This window comes from Streptomyces sp. NPDC102490, from assembly GCF_044765285.1.
Lineage (GTDB): Bacteria > Actinomycetota > Actinomycetes > Streptomycetales > Streptomycetaceae > Streptomyces.
In genome coordinates this window covers 180,127-199,108 of sequence record NZ_JBIWJU010000004.1, presented here as the reverse complement: position 1 = coordinate 199,108, position 18,982 = coordinate 180,127, and the positions used below count along the sequence as shown (strand labels likewise).

The following is an 18,982-nucleotide window of genomic DNA, read 5'->3' as shown; positions in this document are numbered from 1 at the left end:
GGACCAACGATGACACCCCCCGAATCCCCGACGGCGGCCCACACCCCCGGCGCCACCCCGCCCCGCGACTTCCCGATCCGGCGCGGCTGCCCCTTCGCCGCGCCCGCGGAGTACGCCGCGCTGCGCACCGACGACCCGGTCGCCCGCGTCACCCTGCCCACCCAGCGGGAAGCCTGGGTGGTGACCCGCTACGACGACGTACGCGAACTGCTCTCGGACCCGCGCGTCAGCGCCGACATCCGCCGCCCGGGCTTCCCCGCTCTCGGAGAGGGCGAGCAGGAGGCCGGAGCCAGGTTCCGCCCCTTCATCCGCACCGACGCCCCCGAGCACACCCGCTACCGGCGCATGCTCCTGCCGGCGTTCACCGTGCGCCGGGTCCGCGCGATGCGGCCCGCCGTACAGGCACGGGTGGACGAGATCCTGGACGCCGTGCTGGAGGCCGGCGGCCCGGTGGACTTCGTGAGCGCGTACGCCAACGCCGTCTCCACGTCGGTGATCTGCGAACTGCTCGGCATCCCGCCGCACAACCTGGAGTTCTTCCGGGACGTCACCAGGATCTCCGGCTCCCGCACCAGCACCGCGGAGCAGGTCTCCGAAGCCCTCGGCGGCCTCTTCGGCCTGCTCGCCGAGCTGATCGCCGAGCGCCGGGAGGAACCCCGCGACGACCTGATCTCCCAGCTCGTCACCGACCACCTGGTCCCCGGCCACGTGACGACGGACCAGCTGCTGTCCACCCTCGGCATCACCGTCAACGCCGGCCGCGAGACCACCACCAGCATGATCGCCCTGAGCACCCTGCTCCTCCTGGACCGGCCGGAGCTGATGGCGGAACTGCGCCAGGACCCCTCTCTGATGCCCGCGGCCGTCGACGAACTCCTGCGCGTCCTGTCCGTCGCCGACTCCATACCGCTGCGCGTCGCCGCCGAGGACATCGAGCTGTCGGGCCGCACCGTCCCCGCCGACGACGGTGTCATCGCCCTCCTCGCCGGTGCCAACCACGACCCCGAGCAGTTCGACGACCCCGAGCGGGTCGACTTCCACCGCACGGACAACCACCACGTGGCGTTCGGCTACGGCGTGCACCAGTGCGTCGGCCAGCACCTGGCGCGGCTGGAACTGGAGATCGCCCTGGAAACGCTCGTCCGCCGCGTCCCCACCCTCCGCCTCGCGGGGGACCGCGACCAGGTCGTCGTCAAGCACGACTCGGCCACCTTCGGCCTCGAAGAACTGATGGTGACCTGGTGACCGCCGCCTTCTCGCCGCACACCTCCGCCCGCGCCGCGCGTGCCGACAGCCCGTGGATCAGACGGTGGACCGAGGGCCCCGCCTCCCGGCACACCCTGATCTGCCTGCCGCACGCCGGCGGCAGCGCGGGCTTCTACCGGCCCTGGGCGGCGCTCATGCCCCCCGAGGTCGAACTCGTCGGCATCCAGTACCCGGGCCGCGAGGACCGCTTCGACGACCCGGCGAGCGCCGACATGGGCGAGCTGGTGACCGCGGTGGCGGACGCCGTCCAACCGCTGCTCGACCGGCCGTACGCCCTCTTCGGGCACAGCATGGGCTCCGCCGTGGCCTGGGAACTCGCCCACGAACTGGACCGCCGCGAGGCCCCCGGCCCGCGCCGGATCTTCGCGTCGGGCCGGGCCGCACCCGGCACCGCGGTGACCGGGCAACTGCACCGGCAGGACGACGACGTCCTGGGCGCGGAACTGGCCCGGCTCGGCGGTACCAGCCGCGAGGTCCTCGACGATCCCGGCCTGCGCTCCCTGATCCTCACGGCCGTCCGCCACGACTACCGGATCATCGAGACCCACCGGCCCGAGGAGCGCCCGCCGCTGTCCTGTCCTATCCACGTGCTGACCGGCGCCGCCGACCCGGAACTCGGCGAGGAACGCAGCCGCGACCGGGCCGGCGGCTGGGCAGACCTCACCACCGCCCGCACCGAGGTCCGCGTCCTCCCCGGCGACCACTTCTACCTGACCCCGCGACGACGCGAGGTGGTCGCCACCGTCCTGCGTCGGATGGACCCCTCGCTGACCACGGACGGCCGGCGCACCTGGCCGAGCACCCCGTGAGCGCCCGCCGCCCGGCCGCCCCCGTCCGGCCCGCCGCGCCCACCCCTTCGGCCGCCCCCGTCAGGAGACCGTCGTGATCGACTACTACTCGGCCTCGGCCGAGTTCTACGAACTGGTCGCCACCCGGCACACCGCCAGCAGCGGCCCCCCGCTGACCCGCGTCCTCACCGGCCTGGACACCACGCACGGCCCCGTCCTGGAGATCGGCGCGGGCACCGGACGCGTCACCGAGGTCATCGCCGCCGCGCTCCCCGAGGCGGAGATCCTCGCCGCCGAACCGTCGGCCGTCATGCGGGCCATGCTCACCTCCCGCGTCGCCCGCGACCCGGACCTGCGCCGCAGAGTGACGGTGGTCGACGGCGCCGCCCAGGAGCTCGTCCTGCCCGAACGGCTCTCCGCCGTCGTCATCTTCGGCGTGGCCGGTCATCTGACCGTCCCCGAGCGCGTGGCCCTGTGGAAGCGGCTCGCGGCCCGGCTGCCGGAGGGGGCGCCCATCGTCGTAGAACTGATGGGGGTCTCCGCACCCCGCGTGATCCCCCCGGTGATGTCCCTGAGGGAGACCATCGGCCGCCAGACGTACGAGTGGTGGATCGGCGGCGAACCCACCGAGGGCGACGCCATGCGGTTCACCACGACCTGGAAGGTCCTGCGCGACGGCCGCACCGTGCGCGAGGTCGCCGACAGCTACGACTGGCACACCTTCGACGTCGCCCGGCTGGCCCGCGAGGCAGGCATGACCAGCCGCCGCATCACCGAGGCGGGCGGCGGGCCCATCCCCGAAATCGGAGTACTCGTCAAGTGACGTCACAATCACCCGAGTCGGGCGCCGAAGCGGTGCCCCGGCCCCCGGCAGCCCCCGGCGCGGGCACCGAGGCACCCCCGCGCCCCCTGCGTCCCCTGCGCGCGCTGACCGAACCCGTCCGGGGCCGACTGGCCGTCGCCGTCGGCCTCCAGACCGTCGCGGCCCTCGCCGGAGTGGTGCCGTTTCTTGCCGTCTCCGAGATCGCCGACCGTCTCACCGCAGAGACCCCCGCCGACGGCGACACTCTGTGGCCGCTGGTCGCGCTGGCCTGCGGGGCAGGGCTCCTCGCCCTGGTGTGCGGCACGGCGGCCGGTGCCCTCGCCCATGTCGCCGACAACGACCTCCAGCTCACCCTCCGCCGCCGGCTCGCCCGGCACATCGGGCGGCTGCCGCTCGGCAGGCTCACCGACCGGGGGACCGGCGAGGTCAAGCAGGCGGTGCAGGACGACGTGAGCGCGCTGCACACGCTGTTCGCGCACACCCTGCTCGACGTCGTCGCGGTCCTCACCGCACCGGTGCCGGCCCTGGCCTACCTGTTCGCCGTCGACTGGCGCCTCGCCCTGGTCGGCGTCGTGCCCCTGCTGCTGGGCGTGTTCCTGTTCAGCCGGGCCATGGCGGGCGCGGGGACGCAGATGGCCGAGTTCGGCGCCGCGCTGGGGCGGATCTCCGCCGCCGCCGTGGAGTTCGCCTCCGGCATCGCCGTCTTCAAGAGCTTCGGCCGCGGCCGCAAGGCCCACGAGCGTTTCGTCGCCGCCACCGAGGGCTTCGCCGACTTCTTCTCCCGCTGGGTCCGCACGACCCTGCTCAGCTCCACCGCGGCCGTCCTGGTGGTCGCCCCGGCCGTGGTCCTGCTGCTCCTGACCGTGGTGGGCGCGGTATTCGTCACCCAGGAGTGGACGACCGGCACCGCCCTCGTCCCCTTCCTGCTGCTGGGCCCCGCCGTCGCCGCACCCATGGGCGTCGTCGGGCCGCGCGTCCAGCAGATCCGGGCCGGCCAGGCCGCCGCCGTCCGCATCACGCGGCTGCTGCACGCCCCGACCCTCCCCGAACCCGCCGACCCCGTCCTGCCCGACGGCCATCACATCTCCCTGCGCGGGGTGTCCTTCTCCTACGACGGGCAGACCGACGTCCTGCGCGACATCGACCTCGACCTCGCGCCCGGCACGGTCACCGCGCTGGTCGGACCCTCCGGCTCCGGCAAGTCGACCCTGGCGTCGCTGCTGCCCCGCTTCCACGACGTCACCGCCGGCACGGTGACCCTCGGCGGCGCCGACCTCCGGGACATCGCCGCGACCGAGCTGTACCGCCGGGTCGGCTTCGTCCTCCAGGACGTACGGCTGCTGCGGGCGAGCGTCGCCGACAACATCCGTCTGGGCCGCCCCGAGGCCACCGACGAGGAGGTCGAGCGGTGCGCCCGCGCCGCCCGCATCCACGACCGCGTCCTGGCCCTGCCCGACGGCTACGCGACCGAACTCGGCACGTCCGTCACCCTGTCCGGCGGCGAGGCACAGCGCCTGTCCATCGCGCGGGCCCTGCTCGCCGACGCCCCGGTCCTGGTGCTCGACGAGGCGACCGCGTACGCCGACCCGCACTCCGAGGCACTGATCCAGGACGCGCTGTCCGCGCTCGCGGCCGGCCGCACCCTGCTCGTCATCGCCCACCGGCTGTCGACCGTCCGCTCCGCCGACCGGATCGTGGTGCTGGAGGACGGGCGCGTCACCGAACAGGGCCGCCACGACGACCTGGTGGCCGCCGGCGGCCGGTACGCCACGCTGTGGCACGCCCAGCGGAGCGCGGACGACATCCGAGAAGGAAGTGCACGATGATCCGTCAGCTCTACCGCGTCCTGGGGCCGGAGGGCTCCCGCCCGCTGAACCGGCTGCTCGTCCTCCAGTGCGGCGCGGCCGTCCTGCAAGGCGTGGCCTTCGCCCTCCTGGTGCCCGTCCTGCGGACCCTGCTCGGCCCCGAACCCGACGACGTGTGGCCCTGGCTGACGGCGTTCGTCAGCTGCGCCCTCGCACACGCCGTACTCCAGGGCGCGGCCATCAGCGGCGGGTTCACGGTCGGCTCCCGACTCTCCCGGGTGCTCCACCGCCGTATGGCGGACCACGCCCTGAGCCTGCCGCTGGGCTGGTTCACCGCCGGGCGCACGGCCGAGTTCAGCAGGCTGGCCGGACCGAACGTCATCCAGGTGATGAGCACCCCCGCCCACCTGCTGCGCCCGTTCATCAACTCGCTGCTCACCCCGGCGACGCTGGTGATCGCCACGTTCTTCTTCGACGTCCGCACGGCCTTGGTGCTGCTGGTCTGCGCGCCCGTGCTGTTCGCCGTCCAGGCGGCGAGCACCGCCGTGATGCGCCGCCTCGACCTCGGCCGTGACGCCGCGATCGGCGAGTCCGCCGACCGGGTCCTGGAGTACGCGCGCAACCAGCCGGTACTGAGGGCCTTCGGCCGCACCGCCGAAGGCCACGGAGCGCTGGACGACGCCCTGGTGGCCGAGGCCCGCGCGGACCGGCGGCTCATCGTGCGAGGGCTGCCCGGCCTGGTGTCGTTCTCGTTCGCCACCCGGCTCGTGTTCGCCCTGCTGCTCGCCCTGGGCGTGTCCTGGCAGCTCGACGGATCACTCACCGTGCCCACCCTGCTGGCGCTGCTCGTGCTGCTGGTCCGCCTGATCGACAGCGTGTCGTCCGCCGCCGAGGCCGGCGCCGGCCTGCGCATCGCCCGCAACACCCTGGAACGCCTCGGCGCGTTCCTCGACGAACCGCCGTTCCCCCAGCCCGCCGAGCCGAAGACCCCCCGCGACGCGAGCGTGGAGTTCACCGGGGTCGGCTTCCGCTACGACGGCGGCGCAGCTCCGACGGCGGGGGCAGCCGCACGCCCGGTCCTCAACGACGTGACCTTCCGCCTGCCCGAACGCAGCATGACGGCGCTGGTCGGCCCGTCCGGCGCGGGCAAGACCACGATCGCCGGGCTGCTCGCCCGCTTCCGGGACACCACCGAGGGCACCGTCCGCATCGGCGGCGTCGACGTCCGCGAGATCGCCGCCGACGACCTGGCGGCCCAGGTCTCCCTCGTCTTCCAGGACGTCTACCTCTTCGACGGCACGATCGAGGAGAACGTCCGCATCGCCGCCCCCGACGCGAGTCCCGGCGAACTGGCCGAGGCCGCGGCGCTCTCCGGCCTCGACCGCGTGCTCGCGGACCTGCCCGAGGGGTGGGCCACGAAGGTGGGGGAGGGCGGCGCACGCCTGTCCGGCGGTCAGCGGCAGCGCGTGTCCATCGCCCGCGCCCTCCTCAAGGACGCGCCGATCCTCGTCCTCGACGAGGCCACCGCCGCCCTCGACCAGGAGAACGAGGCGCTGTTCGCGCGGGCCGTGCGGACCCTGGCCGACCGCAAGACCCTCCTGGTCATCGCGCACCGGCTGAGCACCGTCGTGGACGCCGACCAGATCCTCGTCCTGGAGGACGGCGAGATCACCGAACGGGGCACGCACGACGCCCTGATGACGACGGGCGGCACGTACGCCTCCTTCTGGGAGCGGCGTACCCGGGCCCACGGCTGGCGCCTGGAAGCGACACCGTCATGACCCGTCACCCGACACCACCGACGCCCTGGGCCCAAGCGGCAGAGAACTCAGTGGCAGAGAACTCAGCGGTAGAAAGAAGGCACGACACGATGAGCACCCGGTCCCGGAACAGGTGGGAGACATGGGCGAGTTCCATCCCGCCGCTCGCGTGCGTGAGCACCCGGGAGCCCTGCCACGACCCGGCGGCCACCGCCACCCGTCTGGCCCAGGCCCAACTCGCGGGCGAGTACGTGGTGTACGAGACGGAAGGCGGCGTCTGGCACTTCGCGGCGGGCTCCGAGGTGAGCGTCACCGCGGACACCACCGGCATCACCGCACAGGCCGCCGGGCGCACCTGGACCTCGCGCACCGACGGGGCACCACTGGGGGCGTTCGCCACCGCCCTGTCGGCCCTGCGCGAGGCGAGGGACGCGAGGGACGAGGGCGACGAGAGCGATGAAGGACGCCGCTTCTACGGCTGGGCGGCCTTCGAACTCGCCCACCTCCTCCACGCGGACCCCGCGACGGCCGGGGACCAGCCCCTGCTGCACGCGCTGGTCCCCTCCGTCGAGGTGACCCTCACCGGCGACGCGACGGTGGTCCGCGCGGTCGACGAGGCATGGGCACGCAAGGTGGCCGACCTGCTCGCGGAGCCCGCGGCCGGGTGGGTCTGCGCCCCCGACGAGCCCACGCGGGACAGGACCGAGGAGGTCATCGCCGCCGGTACCGCCGCCTACGGCCGAGCGGTCGCGCGCACGGTCCGGGACATCCGCGCCGGTCTGCTGGAGAAGGCCGTGGTGTCCCGGAAGGTCCCGTTGCCCGCCGGGTCCCGCCCGGACTTCCCCGCGACCTATCTCGCCGGCCGCCGGGCCAACACACCGGCACGTTCCTTCTTGCTGGACCTCGGCGGTTACCAGGCTGCGGGGTTCAGCCCCGAGACCGTTCTCGAGGTCGGGGCGGACGGGCGGGTCAGCACCCAGCCCCTCGCGGGCACCCGCGCCCTGGGCGCCGACCCGGTGGAGAACGAGCGCCGGCGCGCGGAACTGCTCAGCGACCCCAAGGAGATACACGAGCACGCCGTGTCCGTGCGTCTGGCCTGGGACGAGATGGCGGCCGTGTGCCGCCCCGGCTCCGTCGTGGTCGAGGAGTACATGACGGTCCGCCCACGAGGATCGGTGCAGCACCTGGCCTCCCGGGTGACGGGCCGGCTCCGGCCGGACACCGGGCCGTGGGACGCCTTCGCCTCCCTCTTCCCGGCGATCACCGCCACCGGGGTCTCCAAACGCGCCGCGCTCGAGGCCCTGGCCCGGCACGAGGACGGGCCACGCGGCCTGTACGGCGGCGCGGTGTTCCGGGGGAGCACCAGCGGAGCCCTGGACGCCGCCCTCGTCCTGCGCACCCTCATCGGCACGGGGAACGAGGCGTGGCTGCGGGCGGGCGCCGGGGTCACCGCCCAGTCCAGTCCGGAACGGGAGATCGAGGAGACCTGCGAGAAACTGCGCAGTGTCGCCCCGTATCTGCGGTTCTCCACGGACTGAAGACGGGCGCGGTGGGCGATGGCCTCGACCAGCGCCCACCACGCCTCGACCAGTGAGGCGCGCGGTGCCGCTGGTCGTCGCCGCTCACGCATCAGTCCTTGGCGCGGCGCAGTTCGATCTGCGAATTGACGAAGAGGTGCACGAAACCGCACCGCAGGCAGATCAGCCCGGTAGCGGTCTCGTCGGCCCAGGCCAGATTGAACAACTCCCCGCCCGTGCTGTTGAGCTTCACCCCGCGTTCGCGGAACAGGTCGTTCTTGCAGACCTGGCACGTGATCGACATCTCGCCCAACGAGGCCCGTACCGCCTTGGCCATGTGCATCTCCCTTCCCTGGCTCAGCGCAGAGGCCAAGCCGACGCGTTCCCTCGTCCTTGTTCCATCCATCTTTGATCATCGCCGAGTGAATACCCCGGAGCCCTCTTGGACCACGCGGGCCACTGAACGGCGATGACGGTGTGGCGGAACGGGCATCTCATCACGTTCACAGGGCTGGTGGCACCGCCTCTATGATCGACCGACCGCAGAACGACAACAGGGGGAGGGCGCGATGCCTGGTCAGGTCGCCGCAGTGAGCCGCAACGAGGTGTACTCATTCAGCAAGCCCAATCGCGATGCCATCACGTTGCTCACGGGGCTCGGAGTGGAAGGAGACGTTCACGCAGGTGAGACGATCCGCCACCAGTTCCGCATGACCTACGAGCCGGACCTGCCCAACCTGCGTCAGGTCCACCTGATGCACGAGGAACTCTTCGACGAACTCGCGCTCAAGGGCTACAAGGTCTCCGCGGGCCAGCTCGGCGAGAACATCACCACGCGCGGGGTGGCGCTGTTGGACCTGCCCACCGGCGCTCTGCTCCATCTTGGAGAGCAGGCGGTGATCGAGGTGACCGGACTGCGCAATCCGTGCTCGAAGATCAACGACTTTCGCAAGGGGCTGCTCGGTGAGGTCTTCGCCATGGACCCCGAGTCCGGCGAGTTCACCTTCAAGTCTGGCGTCATGGCGGTGGTCCGCCGTGGCGGGACCGTCCGCCCCGACGATTCCATCCGGGTCGAGCTCCCGCCCCTTCCTCACCGCCCGCTGGAACGGGTCTAGGTTCTTGTTCCGTGGTCATCGGCGTGCTCCACTGATGCATCGCCGCGACCTGGACGGCCGCCTCGAACCGGACCGCGAACTTGTCGGAGCGGGTGGCGACCGCCGGTCCCGCCGCGGCGCTTGCGGCTGCGGACCTGGTCGGCCGGCTCGGGGATCGTGCGCCTGGTCCCGCGCCTGCGCAGCCCATGGTCGTCCGGCTCGTGACAATCTCGCCGGGCGGTTCCTTCAGCCCGGCGCCGTCCCGGCGGACACCGACTGCGTGCCGGTGAGCCCCGGGGAGCGTGGAGTCGACGTCGGCGTCCCAGGCGACAGCCGGACCAAGTCTGCCCTCGCCTGCAACAACATCGGCAGTCGCGCCCGTACCACCTGCCGCTGCCAGCGCCGGAACAGTGGTGCAGGTGCAGATCTCGCGCCAGGTGCCCCCACCGGCTAGTAGTGCTTCGTTACGTTGAGTGATCTCAGCTGGGACACCTACGCCGACCTGGGCGCGGTGGCTACCGGTCGGCTCGGCGACATGGCCGGCGACCCGCGCGGCAACTTCTACGTGGACGACGTCGGTTTCGCCGCGCACGCTGGTGAGCCCGTGCGGCCGGGCCGGCTGCTGCGCGTCGCCGCCGACGGAACGGTGGGGGTTGCCGCCGAGGACATCGAGTTCCCCAACGGCCTGGCCTTCGTCGACGACGGCCGCACCCTGATCGTCGCCGAGACCACCCGGCAACGGCTGACCGCCTTCACCGTCGCCGACGACGGCGCCCTCACCGGGCGGCGAACCTACGCCGACCTCGCCCATCTGGTCGGCGAGGACGCCAGGCCGGACGGCATCTGGGCTGCACCGGACGGCGTGTGGGTGGCCACCACGACCGGCCATACCGTCGCCTTGGTGCGGGAGAACGAGCTGGTCACATCGGTGGGCACCGGGACGCTGGCGCCGATCGCGTGCTGCCGCGACGGCGGGGACCGGCTGTTCGTCACCCTCGCCGACACCGGTGACCGCCCGCTGGGCGAAGCCATGGCCCACAAAGCGGTGCGTACGACGGTCGCGCCGCTCGACGTGACGAGGACGGGGGACGCCTTGTGAATACGGAGCCACGGGACTGGGTCCCGACGGAGCGGGCCGTCGAGGAAGCCCGGATCACCGACTTCGCGCATTTCGTGGAACAGCACACCGGACGTGACGCAGGCGACCTGAGCAGCGACTACCACCGGCTGTGGGAGTGGTCGGTCGACGACGTGAACGGCTTCTGGGCCGTGGTGTGGGACTGCTTCGGTCTGCCCGGGCGCCCGGCGGGCCCCGCGCTGGGCCACCGAGGCCATGCCGGGCAGCGTCTGGTTTCCCGGCAGCACCCTGAACTACACGGCCGAGGTGTTCCGCGGCCGGCCCGACACCGGCGCCGCCGTCATCACGGTGACCGAGGACACCGGCCCGACCGCCGTGACCTGGGACGGCCTGCGCCGCCAGGTCGCCTCGCTCGCGCGGGAACTCACCGCACAGGGCGTACACCCGAGGGACCGGATCGTGGGATACCTCCCCAACGGCCTGGAGGCCGTCGTGGCCTTCCTCGCCTCCGCCGCCCTGGGCGCAACCTGGGCGGTGTGCGGACAGGACTACACCGGGGCGGCGGCTGCGGCACGGTTCGCGCGACTCCGGCCGACCGTACTGATCACCTCGACCGGCTGCGTACACGCCGGCAAGCGGGTCGACCGCAGCGCCGATGTACAAGCCCTGCGCGCCGCCCTGCCAGCTCTGGCGGCGACCGTCGCCGTAGGAGACGCGGCGCAGGCGCCCGGCGCCCTCGCGTGGCCCGCGCGCACCGTGCACGACGACGCCGAACTCACGCCGCTGGCGGCCCCGTTCGACCATCCGCTGTGGGTCGTGTTCTCCTCGGGCACGACCGGGCGGCCGAAGGGCATGGTTCACGGCCACGGCGGGGTGGTGCTCGAGCAGCTCAAGAACCTGGGCCTCCAGCTCGGCCTGCGGGGCCGGGGACCGCCTGCTGTGGCACACCACACCGAGCTGGATGATGTGGAACGTCCTGGTCTCCGGCCTGCTGCTGGGCGCCACCGCCGTATGTTACGAGGGCAGCCCGGCCCATCCCGGCACCGACGCGCTCTGGCGTCTCGCGGCCGGCCTGGAGGTGAGCGTCCTGGGCACCAGCCCCGGCTACCTCGCTGCCTGCCGCAAGGCCGGCGTGCGGCTCACCGGCCACGGTTCGGTCGCGCCGACGCGGCTGGGAGTCACCGGCTCGGCGTTCCCCGCCGACCTCCAGCACTGGCCGCCGGCGAACTCGGGCCCGGGACCCAGATGGTGTGCACCAGCGGCGGCACCGACGTGGTCACCGCGTTACTGGGCGCCGCCCCACCACGCCGGTCCGGGTCGGCGAACTGTCCACCCCCTGCCTGGGGGTGTGCCTGGACGCCTACGGCCCCGACGCGAAATCAGTGCGCGGCGAGGTGGGGGAACTGGCGGTTCTGCGGCCGATGCGGTCGATGCCGCTGTTCTTCTGGGACGATCCCGAGGGCTCGCGCTACCGCGCCGCCTACTTCGACCCCTACCCGGGAGTGTGGCGGCACGGCGACTGGATCGCCCTCACCGGCCACGGCTCAGTGCTCCTGCACGGCCGGTCCGACGCGACGCTGAACCGCCACGGCGTACGCATGGGAAGCAGCGACATATACGGTCCGGTGGAGGAGGTCGTGGAGATCGCCGAGGCTCTCGTCGTCGGGATCGAGCAGGACGGCGGTGATTACTGGGTGCCCCTGTTCGTCACCACCATCGACGGCACCGGCCTCGACGACGCGCTGCGGGAGAAGATCCGCGCCGCCATCCGCCGCGGAGCCTCTCCCCGCCACGTCCCCGACGAGATCATCCAGGCCCCCGGCATCCCGCACTCCCGCACCGGCAAGAAACTCGAGGTCCCGGTCAAACGCCTGCTGCGCGGAGACGCCCAGCACGCCGTGGCCGACCCCGGCAGCGTCGACCGGCCTGACCTCCTCCACTGGTACACGGAAATCGGCGCCGCGCACCGCGCGAGACGCGACACGGCTCCGGGCACCCCCGGGTGACCGTGGCGCGGGACCGCATCAGAGGCCGGACGAAGGAGACGGAGAGCCGGCGGAAGCCGGGTCGTCCGCCAACGGTGGCAGGAGGGGCGCGATCTCGGCCGCCGGGCGAGCGGTGTGCAGGCTGAGCAGGTCGGTGATCAAGTCGTCCAGGGGCGGCCAGGGCATGTTCCCGTGGTCGTTGTAGAGGCTGACCAGGCCGTGCAGCGCGGTCCAGAGCAGGAGGCCGGCCTGCCACTGCCGCTCCGCCGTGGTCTCGGCGCCGGTGACAGCCGCCAGGGAGACCACCACCGCCTCCAGCGGTTCAGCCCCGGCACTGTGTGCCGAGCCGGGGACGAGGTCGTCGGGCATCCGTCCGCCGAAGAGGGTGCGGTAGTGGCCGGGTCGGCCGACTCCCCAGCGCACATAGGCCGCGCACCGAGCCACGAGGTCGGACAGAGGATCCGGGGCGGGCTGCGCGGCCTCGTCCATCAGCCGGGCCAGCTCCTCGTAACGCAGCCGCAGCACGTGCTGGATCAGCGCGCCCAGGTCGGGGAAGTGGCCGTAGATGCTGGCCGGTGCCACGCCGACCTCCCGCGCGACCTGCCGCAGGGTCAGCGTCTCCGGCTGCTCCAGCGTCGCCAGTAGCTTCGCCGTGGCGTCCACGAGCTGGGCCTTGAGTACCTGCCCCTGTCCGCGCGGATTGCGGCGACGGGGAGCGGACCGCTCCTGAGGCGCCATCTTCATCCCTTCCGACCAGTGTGAACGGCTGAGTAACAGGCGTTCACCGTACAGGCCCCCGCGCCTTGACATCCTTAACCAACGGTTGTTTAGTTATGTCACCAACAGTTGTTCAGTCAAAGGATGTTCGATCATGCGCATCGCCATACTCGGAGCGTCGGGACGGACCGGCGGCACACTCGTCGACCAGGCGCTGGAGCGGGGGCACGACGTCGTGGCCCTGGTCCGCACACCGGCCAAGGTCACCGTGCCCGCGCCGCGGCAGGTGGAGGTCCGGACGGCGGACGTCACCGTCCCGCGGAGCTTCCCCGACCTGAGCGACGTCGACGTGGCCGTCTCGGCCATCGGCATCGGCAAGGGCGACGGGCCGGGCGCGCTGGTCGCCGGGGCCAGGGCGCTCGCGGCGGCGGACGTGCGCACGGTGTGGCTCGGCGCACTGGGCTCGGGAGTGTCCAGCCGGTCGGGCGGATTGATCTACGCCGGGGTGATGCGGATGTTCGTCGGCTCGGAACTGGCCGAGAAGGCCGAGGCCGATGAGGTCGCCCTGGCCGCGGGCGCCACGGTCTTCCACGCCCCGGACGTCACCGACGGCCCCCTCAGTCCCACCCGCCGCACCATCCCCCTGGCGGAGCTGCGGCGCCCCCTGCTGCCGCCCCGCATCTCCCGCGTCACTCTGGCGGCCCTGTTGCTGGACGAGGCGGAGGCGGGCATGTACGGCGCCGAGATCGTCGTGCCCCGGAGCTAGCCACCGGGGGCAGTCGCAAGTACCGCGGCAACCGCACCGAAAGGTCATCATGAGCGCGTTCGCAGGAAAAGCAGGACTCGTCACGGGCGCCGGAAGCGGCATCGGCCGGGCGACGGCGATCGAACTGGCCCGGCAGGGCGCCGCCGTCACGGTCACCGACATCGACGAGGCCACTGCCGCCGAGACCACCGAACTGATCAGGAAGGACGGCGGACAGGCCCAGGCCCTCCCCGTCGACATCGCCGACGAGGACGCGGTACGCGGGGCCGTCGAGCGTACGGTCGAGACATACGGCGGCCTCGACTTCGCCGTGAACAACGCCGGCCTGGACTCGCACCACCGCACTCTCGACCAGATGACCGCGGAGGAGTTCGAGCACGTGGTCCGCGTCAACCTGACGGGGACCTTTCTCTGCATGAAGTACGAACTGCCCGAGCTTCACAGCCGAGGCGGCGGCGCGATCGTCAACGTCGCCTCCAACGGAGGCCTGTATGCGATCCCGACCGCCCCCGCCTACGTGGCAGCCAAACACGGCGTCGTCGGCCTCAGCAAGGTCGCCGCCGTGGACTACGCGCCGCAGGGCATCCGCGTCAACGCCGTCTGCCCCGGCCCGACCCGCACCCCCGGCTTCGAGCGGGTGGCGGAGGGTACCGACATGATCGCGATGCAGTCGGCGATGACCCCGCTCGGCCGGATGGCCACCTCGGAAGAGGCGGCGGCCGCCGCGGTCTGGCTCTGCTCGGACGCCGCGTCCTACATCACAGGCGTCGCGCTGTCAGTCGACGGTGGGCGGCGGGCATGAGGGTCGTAGCGGTCGAGGAGCACATGGCCACCGAGGCGTTCCTGCGCGTCGCGCACGGGCTGGACGTCGCGCCGAGTGACCAGGCCGAGATGAACGGCATGCGCACCATGGAAAGCGACCCGGCGTTCCGCGCCCGGCTCACCGATCTCGCCGTCCGGCTGCGGGAGATGGACGCGCTTGGTCAGGACATGGCGGTGCTGAGCCTGAACCCGCCCGGGGTGCAGGCGTACCCGGCGGCCGACGCGGTGCCGCTGGCCCGGGAGTTCAACGACGCACTCGCCGCGATCGTACGTCGGCACCCGGCCCGGTTCGGCGGACTGGCCACGGTGACTCCGCAGGCCCCGGAGGCGTCGGCCACCGAGATCGAACGGGCCATGGGCACGCTCGGCCTCAACGGCATCATGATCAACTCCCACACCGGCGGGCACTATCTGGACGAACCGCGATTCGGCCCGCTGCTGGCGGCGGCCGAGGCGAGCGCGGCACCGGTCTATCTGCACCCCCGGGTGCCGAGCATGCTCGACGCCTACCGGCCCTACGGGCTGCTCGGGGCGATCTGGGGCTACCAGGCCGAGGCCGGCCTCCACGCCATGCGGCTCATCCTCAGCGGCACGCTGGACCGTTATCCAGGGCTGACCGTCATACTCGGCCATCTCGGCGAGGGTATTCCGTACTGGCTGCGGCGCGTCGACAACCGGCACGCGTTCGCCGCCGCGACGGCCGGCGCGGCGACGCCGATGCCACGGCTGTCACTGACCCCGAGCGAGTACGTCCGCCGCAACTTCGTACTGACCACAAGCGGCATCGACGACCCGGACGTCCTGGGCCTGGCCCTGCGCGCAGTTGGCGAGGACCGCGTCATGTTCGCGATCGACTACCCCTACGAGGACCCGAAGGCGGCCGTGGACTTCCTGCAGAACACCCCGCTGACCGGCGACCAGCGCACGGCGATCGCCCATCGGACGGCGGAACGGGTGTTCACTCTGACCGGGTAGGCGCGCCGCGTGACGTCCGAGACCGCTGTGGGCGCTCGGGTTCGCGCGGCGCTGGCAGGGGCCTGAGCATCTCCGCCCGCAGCAGGATCGCCCGGACGGACCGGCCGTAGTTGGGAATGTCGTCCAGCACCAGCTCATCGACGAGGTCGTCGCCGTCCGCGTCGCGCACGGCGAGCGCCAGGCGCAGCATCTCGTGCGGCTTGCGCTGCATCGGTTTGCCGATGCCGGTGTCCGCGGCGAATGCCGCAGTGTGTTCGACGACGTCGGTATAGCCGACGAGTGGCCGTTGCAGAATGCGTCGGCAGACGTCGATGGACAGCATCCGACGGACTGGGAAAGCGATAGCTGCCCTGGAACGCTGGGTGGGAGGACCGCGGGATCGTATCGAGTCGGAGCCGCGGCCGCGCGGAGCTGTTCCAGCCAGCGCAGCCGCTCGCGCTGTTCACTACCGTTGCGGCCACTGCGTCTGCCGGACAAGTGACGTGGCCCCTGATCATCCCCAGCGGCGTGCGGATCGTCAGGCGCGGTCGTGGAGGGTGACGTGGTAGCCGTCGGGGTCGGCGAAGGTGAAGGTCCGGCCGAAGGGGCCGTCGATCGGTGCGGAGACGATGGTGTGGCCGTCGGCGACGAGGGCGTCGTGGATCTCCTGGACGCCGGTGGCGTGGAGCCAGATCGCGGCGCCGATGCCGGGCTGGGCAACGGAGGCGAGGTCGGTGCCGGGCGCGATGTCGCGGACCGCGAACGCGATCGGCTTCGTGTCGAACAGCAGTGCTGCGGCAACGATCACAACAGCCAGGACTATCAACAGAGCGTGAGAGTGCATGCCTCTGTCTCATTCAAGGGTGTTTCAATGGCCTGTCCCCTTAATTGCACCAACGTCGCAGTTGTTCAGCAGCCGGTTCCGCCGCAGTGAACAACTCCGCGCAACTCTTGAGCTGTATGGTCCGGTCCAGTCGGGGGTGTTGCTTATCCGGCGAACGAATGCGGATGACGGCAGATACGGTGCTGCATCAGCGTTTTACCCATGGTCTACGCGCAGGTGTCCTTCATCTGCCTCGTGATCCTCGATCCGCTGGTCGCCGTACGGATGGGCCGTGTACGTGCGGAGGGCGTCCGGCTGGCGGGCGCCGTGATGGTGATGGACGTGGGCGCGAACTGGTGGGGCTCCTGGGAGTGGCTGCGGGGCGACCCGACGCGCCTGCTGCGTCCTGACGGGCTGCCGCTCATCGATCTCTACCCACCGCAGGCTCGCCCCGGGTGGATGGGGCGTCCCGGTAAGGACTTCGCCCGGCCTGTGCCCTGTCTGACGGCGCCGCCACGGGGGTGAGACGGGCGCGGCCCGGGTTTGTTCATGTTCACCGGGCACGTGCTGAACAATTCGCGCGGGTGCTGCACTCGATGTGTGGCCGACGCCTGCCGGAACAGCGGCTGGCGCAGGGCCCCCTCTGTAGGCGACGGCCGGGAGTGATCGGCCTCGGGGGCGGCGCGGACTCCGCCCGTGTCCTGTGGCGGGACACCCGGCTGTCGGAGCGAAAGGAAACCATCGTGACGCGAATCGCACGCATCCTGGTCTGCTTGGCGGCCTCGGTCGGCCTGTCCGTCCTCGCCGCGGCGGGCCCGGCGGCAGCGGCCGACACCGCTTACAACACCAGGACCCAGTACCTGGTGGCCCATCCCGACGAGGGCCTGCCGGAGGCCTGCTTCGAACGCCGTATCCAGCTGGCGACCGGCGACTACCACTGGTACCAGGTCCTCGGGAGCGCGTACCGGGAGGACTTCCGGATCGGCGCCGGGTGGTACACGTGGCGGGATTGTCTGGAGCCGCGCGACGACGAGTACTACCACGAGACGACACTGGACCCCGACAACCCCGACTGGGTGACGGTGCGGCTCAGCAGCGAGCCGAGGGTGGGGTCCAGTGGCGAAGTCCTTTGGGGCTCCAAGCTGGTCCCCCAGTTCTGAGCGGAATGCGGACCGCGGACGACTCCGCTACGGACGGCCGCCGGTCGGCCCGCCCCGGCCTGTTCACGAGGCCTGGGCGGGCCGAACTGCGCACGGGAACGCGCGGCGTTCGTCCTCCACGGGCGACGGGCTCATGAGCCGAGGGCTTCCAGCCGTGATATCTGAGTCCGCCCTCTAGATGCCGGCGTACATGGGTGGGCCGATCGCACCCCATGAGGACCAGCGCGCGACCGGAGTAGAGTCGGGCAATGCCCGAGCTGAAGCGGTTGCATGCCGACCACGCGCCGGCGGTCTTGGCCTTCGAGGTGGCGAACCGCGCCTACTTCGCCACGTCGATCCCCGACCGGGGCGACGACTTCTTCGACCGGTTCGCCGAACGGTACGAGGCGTCGCTGGCCGAGCAGGACGACGGTGTCTGCGCCTTCTACGTGCTCGTCGCCGAGGACGGCTCGGTGCTCGGCAGGTTCAACCTGTACGACGTGGAGGACGGCACCGCCAGACTCGGCTACCGGGTCGCCGAGCAGGTCGCCGGCCGTGGCGTGGCGACCGCGGCGGTCCGGGAGTTGTGCCGGACGGCGCCGGCGACACACGGCCTGCGCACACTGCGGGCGGCCACCTCCCACGACAACGCCGCGTCCCGGAAAGTCCTGACCAAGGCCGGGTTCGTCCCGGTTGGCCCCGCCGCACCGGCCGACCTCGGCGGCACGTCAGGCACCTGGTACCAACGCGACCTTCAGCCATAGACCTTGATCTCGTCTCCGCCGGGATCGTCCCGACGCCGTAGGGTCGGTTCGGCCGGGGGACGACGAGGCGCGGGGAGAGGAAGCCCATGGCCCGGACGGGAATGACGGCGGTGCTGGCGCTGTTGCCGGACGCCGAGCCGCTGTTGCGGTCGGCCGCCGAGGTGGACGAGATGGCGGTGCGACCGGGCATTCCCGCACACGCGGCGCTGCTCCATCCCTGGTTGCCCGCCAACCAGGTCGAAGCGGCGGAGCTGCACCGGCTGCGCGCCGCCCTGCCGGCCGGCCCGGTCACCGTCAGGTTGGCCACGGTGGAACGAACCGGCGGGTTCGTCGGTGTCCCGGTGCCCGAACTGAGCCGGATGGCCGACGCTGTCCGCACCGCATTTCCGGCGCAGGTCCCTTACGGCGGCCGGTTCGGCCCCCGTCCGCCGGTGCACGTCACCGTCGCTCTGGACGCGGCCCCGCAGGCCGCCGCCGAGATCGCCCGCCGTACCGCCACCGCCCTGCCGATCACCACGGAGGTCAACAGCGTGCACGTGGTCGGCCTCACCCACACGGGTTGGCAGGGCCTCGCCGAACTGCCGCTCAGCCGCTGACTTCCCGAGCCCCGGAGGCATCGCCGACCCGACACCGAGCCGCGCAACTTGCCCAGCCAGGAACCACGCAAGTCCTCCGTGCCGATCACCCGGCGTCGCGCGGCGGCCCGTATACCCCACCACCCGCCGTCAGACGGCCCGTATCTCAGACTTCAGCCTGATTTCGTCCACAGCGCAGCGATCCGGCCAACCTCCCACGATTTTCCCACCTTCTGAACAACCGAGCGTCCGGCCGCTCCCTCTCACAGCGCGGGCACAGCAACGTGCCCGCCTGCTTCCTTCCCA

18 protein-coding genes and 2 pseudogenes are annotated in these 18,982 nt (G+C 71.9%); 16 read left to right on the top strand and 4 right to left on the bottom strand.

The window, feature by feature from the left end; genetic code table 11:
- Positions 1 to 9 precede the first annotated feature (9 nt).
- The 6 genes from ACIRGB_RS10145 to ACIRGB_RS10120 all read left to right on the top strand — a co-directional run bounded on the left by ACIRGB_RS10145 (position 10) and on the right by ACIRGB_RS10120 (position 7,980).
- Positions 10 to 1,245, top strand: coding sequence for a cytochrome P450 (locus tag ACIRGB_RS10145; protein ID WP_403861118.1), 1,236 nt, complete (start codon positions 10 to 12; stop codon positions 1,243 to 1,245).
- Positions 1,242 to 2,075, top strand: a complete 834-nt coding sequence (locus tag ACIRGB_RS10140; RefSeq protein WP_403861115.1) for a thioesterase II family protein — start codon at positions 1,242 to 1,244, stop codon at positions 2,073 to 2,075. The genes ACIRGB_RS10145 and ACIRGB_RS10140 overlap by 4 nt, the downstream gene beginning before the upstream one ends.
- Positions 2,076 to 2,148: 73 nt before the next feature.
- On the top strand, positions 2,149 to 2,877 hold the full coding sequence (locus tag ACIRGB_RS10135) for a class I SAM-dependent methyltransferase (protein ID WP_403861113.1): 729 nt from the start codon (positions 2,149 to 2,151) through the stop codon (positions 2,875 to 2,877).
- On the top strand, positions 2,874 to 4,703 hold the full coding sequence (locus ACIRGB_RS10130) for an ABC transporter ATP-binding protein (RefSeq protein WP_403861110.1): 1,830 nt from the start codon (positions 2,874 to 2,876) through the stop codon (positions 4,701 to 4,703). The genes ACIRGB_RS10135 and ACIRGB_RS10130 overlap by 4 nt, the downstream gene beginning before the upstream one ends.
- Positions 4,700 to 6,463, top strand: a complete 1,764-nt coding sequence (locus ACIRGB_RS10125) for an ABC transporter ATP-binding protein (protein ID WP_403861107.1) — start codon at positions 4,700 to 4,702, stop codon at positions 6,461 to 6,463. The genes ACIRGB_RS10130 and ACIRGB_RS10125 overlap by 4 nt, the downstream gene beginning before the upstream one ends.
- Positions 6,464 to 6,552: 89 nt before the next feature.
- Positions 6,553 to 7,980, top strand: coding sequence for a salicylate synthase (locus ACIRGB_RS10120; RefSeq protein ID WP_403861104.1), 1,428 nt, complete (start codon positions 6,553 to 6,555; stop codon positions 7,978 to 7,980).
- A gap of 91 nt (positions 7,981 to 8,071) precedes the next feature.
- Here ACIRGB_RS10120 and ACIRGB_RS10115 read toward each other — a convergent pair whose 3' ends face one another.
- A complete protein-coding gene (locus tag ACIRGB_RS10115; protein ID WP_403861101.1) occupies positions 8,072 to 8,296 on the bottom strand; it encodes a hypothetical protein in 225 nt (74 codons plus the stop codon).
- A gap of 232 nt (positions 8,297 to 8,528) precedes the next feature.
- Between ACIRGB_RS10115 and ACIRGB_RS10110 the strand changes: the two genes are divergently transcribed.
- From ACIRGB_RS10110 to ACIRGB_RS10100, 3 genes and pseudogenes are all read left to right on the top strand, one after another.
- Positions 8,529 to 9,074 carry an MOSC domain-containing protein gene (locus ACIRGB_RS10110; protein WP_403861098.1) on the top strand — a complete coding sequence of 182 codons (546 nt, stop codon included), beginning with the start codon at positions 8,529 to 8,531 and terminating at the stop codon, positions 9,072 to 9,074.
- 448 nt (positions 9,075 to 9,522) lie between these two features.
- Positions 9,523 to 10,152, top strand: a complete 630-nt coding sequence (locus tag ACIRGB_RS10105; protein ID WP_403861095.1) for an SMP-30/gluconolactonase/LRE family protein — start codon at positions 9,523 to 9,525, stop codon at positions 10,150 to 10,152.
- Positions 10,149 to 12,137 (top strand): annotated as a pseudogene (locus ACIRGB_RS10100) (acetoacetate--CoA ligase). Before ACIRGB_RS10105 ends, ACIRGB_RS10100 begins: the two are co-directional and overlap by 4 nt.
- An 18-nt stretch (positions 12,138 to 12,155) precedes the next feature.
- Here ACIRGB_RS10100 and ACIRGB_RS10095 read toward each other — a convergent pair.
- Entirely contained in the window at positions 12,156 to 12,854 is a 699-nt protein-coding gene (locus tag ACIRGB_RS10095; protein WP_403861093.1) for a TetR/AcrR family transcriptional regulator, read from the bottom strand.
- A gap of 133 nt (positions 12,855 to 12,987) precedes the next feature.
- On the opposite strand from ACIRGB_RS10095, the gene ACIRGB_RS10090 reads away from it, so the two are divergent.
- Genes ACIRGB_RS10090 through ACIRGB_RS10080 form a run of 3 tightly spaced genes read left to right on the top strand, consistent with a single transcriptional unit; the run spans position 12,988 to position 15,396 of the window.
- Positions 12,988 to 13,599 carry an NAD(P)-dependent oxidoreductase gene (locus tag ACIRGB_RS10090; protein WP_403861090.1) on the top strand — a complete coding sequence of 204 codons (612 nt, stop codon included), beginning with the start codon at positions 12,988 to 12,990 and terminating at the stop codon, positions 13,597 to 13,599.
- 49 nt (positions 13,600 to 13,648) lie between these two features.
- Positions 13,649 to 14,401: an SDR family NAD(P)-dependent oxidoreductase gene (locus tag ACIRGB_RS10085; protein WP_403861087.1), complete on the top strand. Its 753-nt coding sequence runs from the start codon at positions 13,649 to 13,651 to the stop codon at positions 14,399 to 14,401.
- A complete protein-coding gene (locus ACIRGB_RS10080) occupies positions 14,398 to 15,396 on the top strand; it encodes an amidohydrolase family protein (protein WP_403861084.1) in 999 nt (332 codons plus the stop codon). The genes ACIRGB_RS10085 and ACIRGB_RS10080 overlap by 4 nt, the downstream gene beginning before the upstream one ends.
- Here the strand turns inward: ACIRGB_RS10080 and ACIRGB_RS10075 are convergent.
- Both ACIRGB_RS10075 and ACIRGB_RS10070 read right to left on the bottom strand, forming a co-directional pair.
- The gene (locus tag ACIRGB_RS10075; RefSeq protein ID WP_403861081.1) at positions 15,380 to 15,718 is read right to left on the bottom strand and encodes a hypothetical protein; all 339 of its coding nucleotides are present in this window, start codon (positions 15,716 to 15,718) and stop codon (positions 15,380 to 15,382) included. The two genes, ACIRGB_RS10080 and ACIRGB_RS10075, sit on opposite strands and share 17 nt — an antisense overlap.
- A gap of 195 nt (positions 15,719 to 15,913) precedes the next feature.
- A pseudogene (locus tag ACIRGB_RS10070) lies at positions 15,914 to 16,168 on the bottom strand (VOC family protein); the annotation flags it as partial.
- 252 nt (positions 16,169 to 16,420) lie between these two features.
- Between ACIRGB_RS10070 and ACIRGB_RS10065 the strand changes: the two are divergent.
- The 4 genes from ACIRGB_RS10065 (at position 16,421) to ACIRGB_RS10050 (ending at position 18,697) form a co-directional block, all read left to right on the top strand.
- Positions 16,421 to 16,723 carry a hypothetical protein gene (locus ACIRGB_RS10065; protein ID WP_403861078.1) on the top strand — a complete coding sequence of 101 codons (303 nt, stop codon included), beginning with the start codon at positions 16,421 to 16,423 and terminating at the stop codon, positions 16,721 to 16,723.
- Between the two features lie 218 nt (positions 16,724 to 16,941).
- A complete protein-coding gene (locus ACIRGB_RS10060; RefSeq protein WP_403861075.1) occupies positions 16,942 to 17,358 on the top strand; it encodes a hypothetical protein in 417 nt (138 codons plus the stop codon).
- Positions 17,359 to 17,606: 248 nt separating this feature from the next.
- Entirely contained in the window at positions 17,607 to 18,101 is a 495-nt protein-coding gene (locus tag ACIRGB_RS10055; protein ID WP_403861072.1) for a GNAT family N-acetyltransferase, read from the top strand.
- A gap of 86 nt (positions 18,102 to 18,187) precedes the next feature.
- Positions 18,188 to 18,697: a 2'-5' RNA ligase family protein gene (locus ACIRGB_RS10050; RefSeq protein ID WP_403861069.1), complete on the top strand. Its 510-nt coding sequence runs from the start codon at positions 18,188 to 18,190 to the stop codon at positions 18,695 to 18,697.
- Positions 18,698 to 18,982 lie beyond the last annotated feature (285 nt).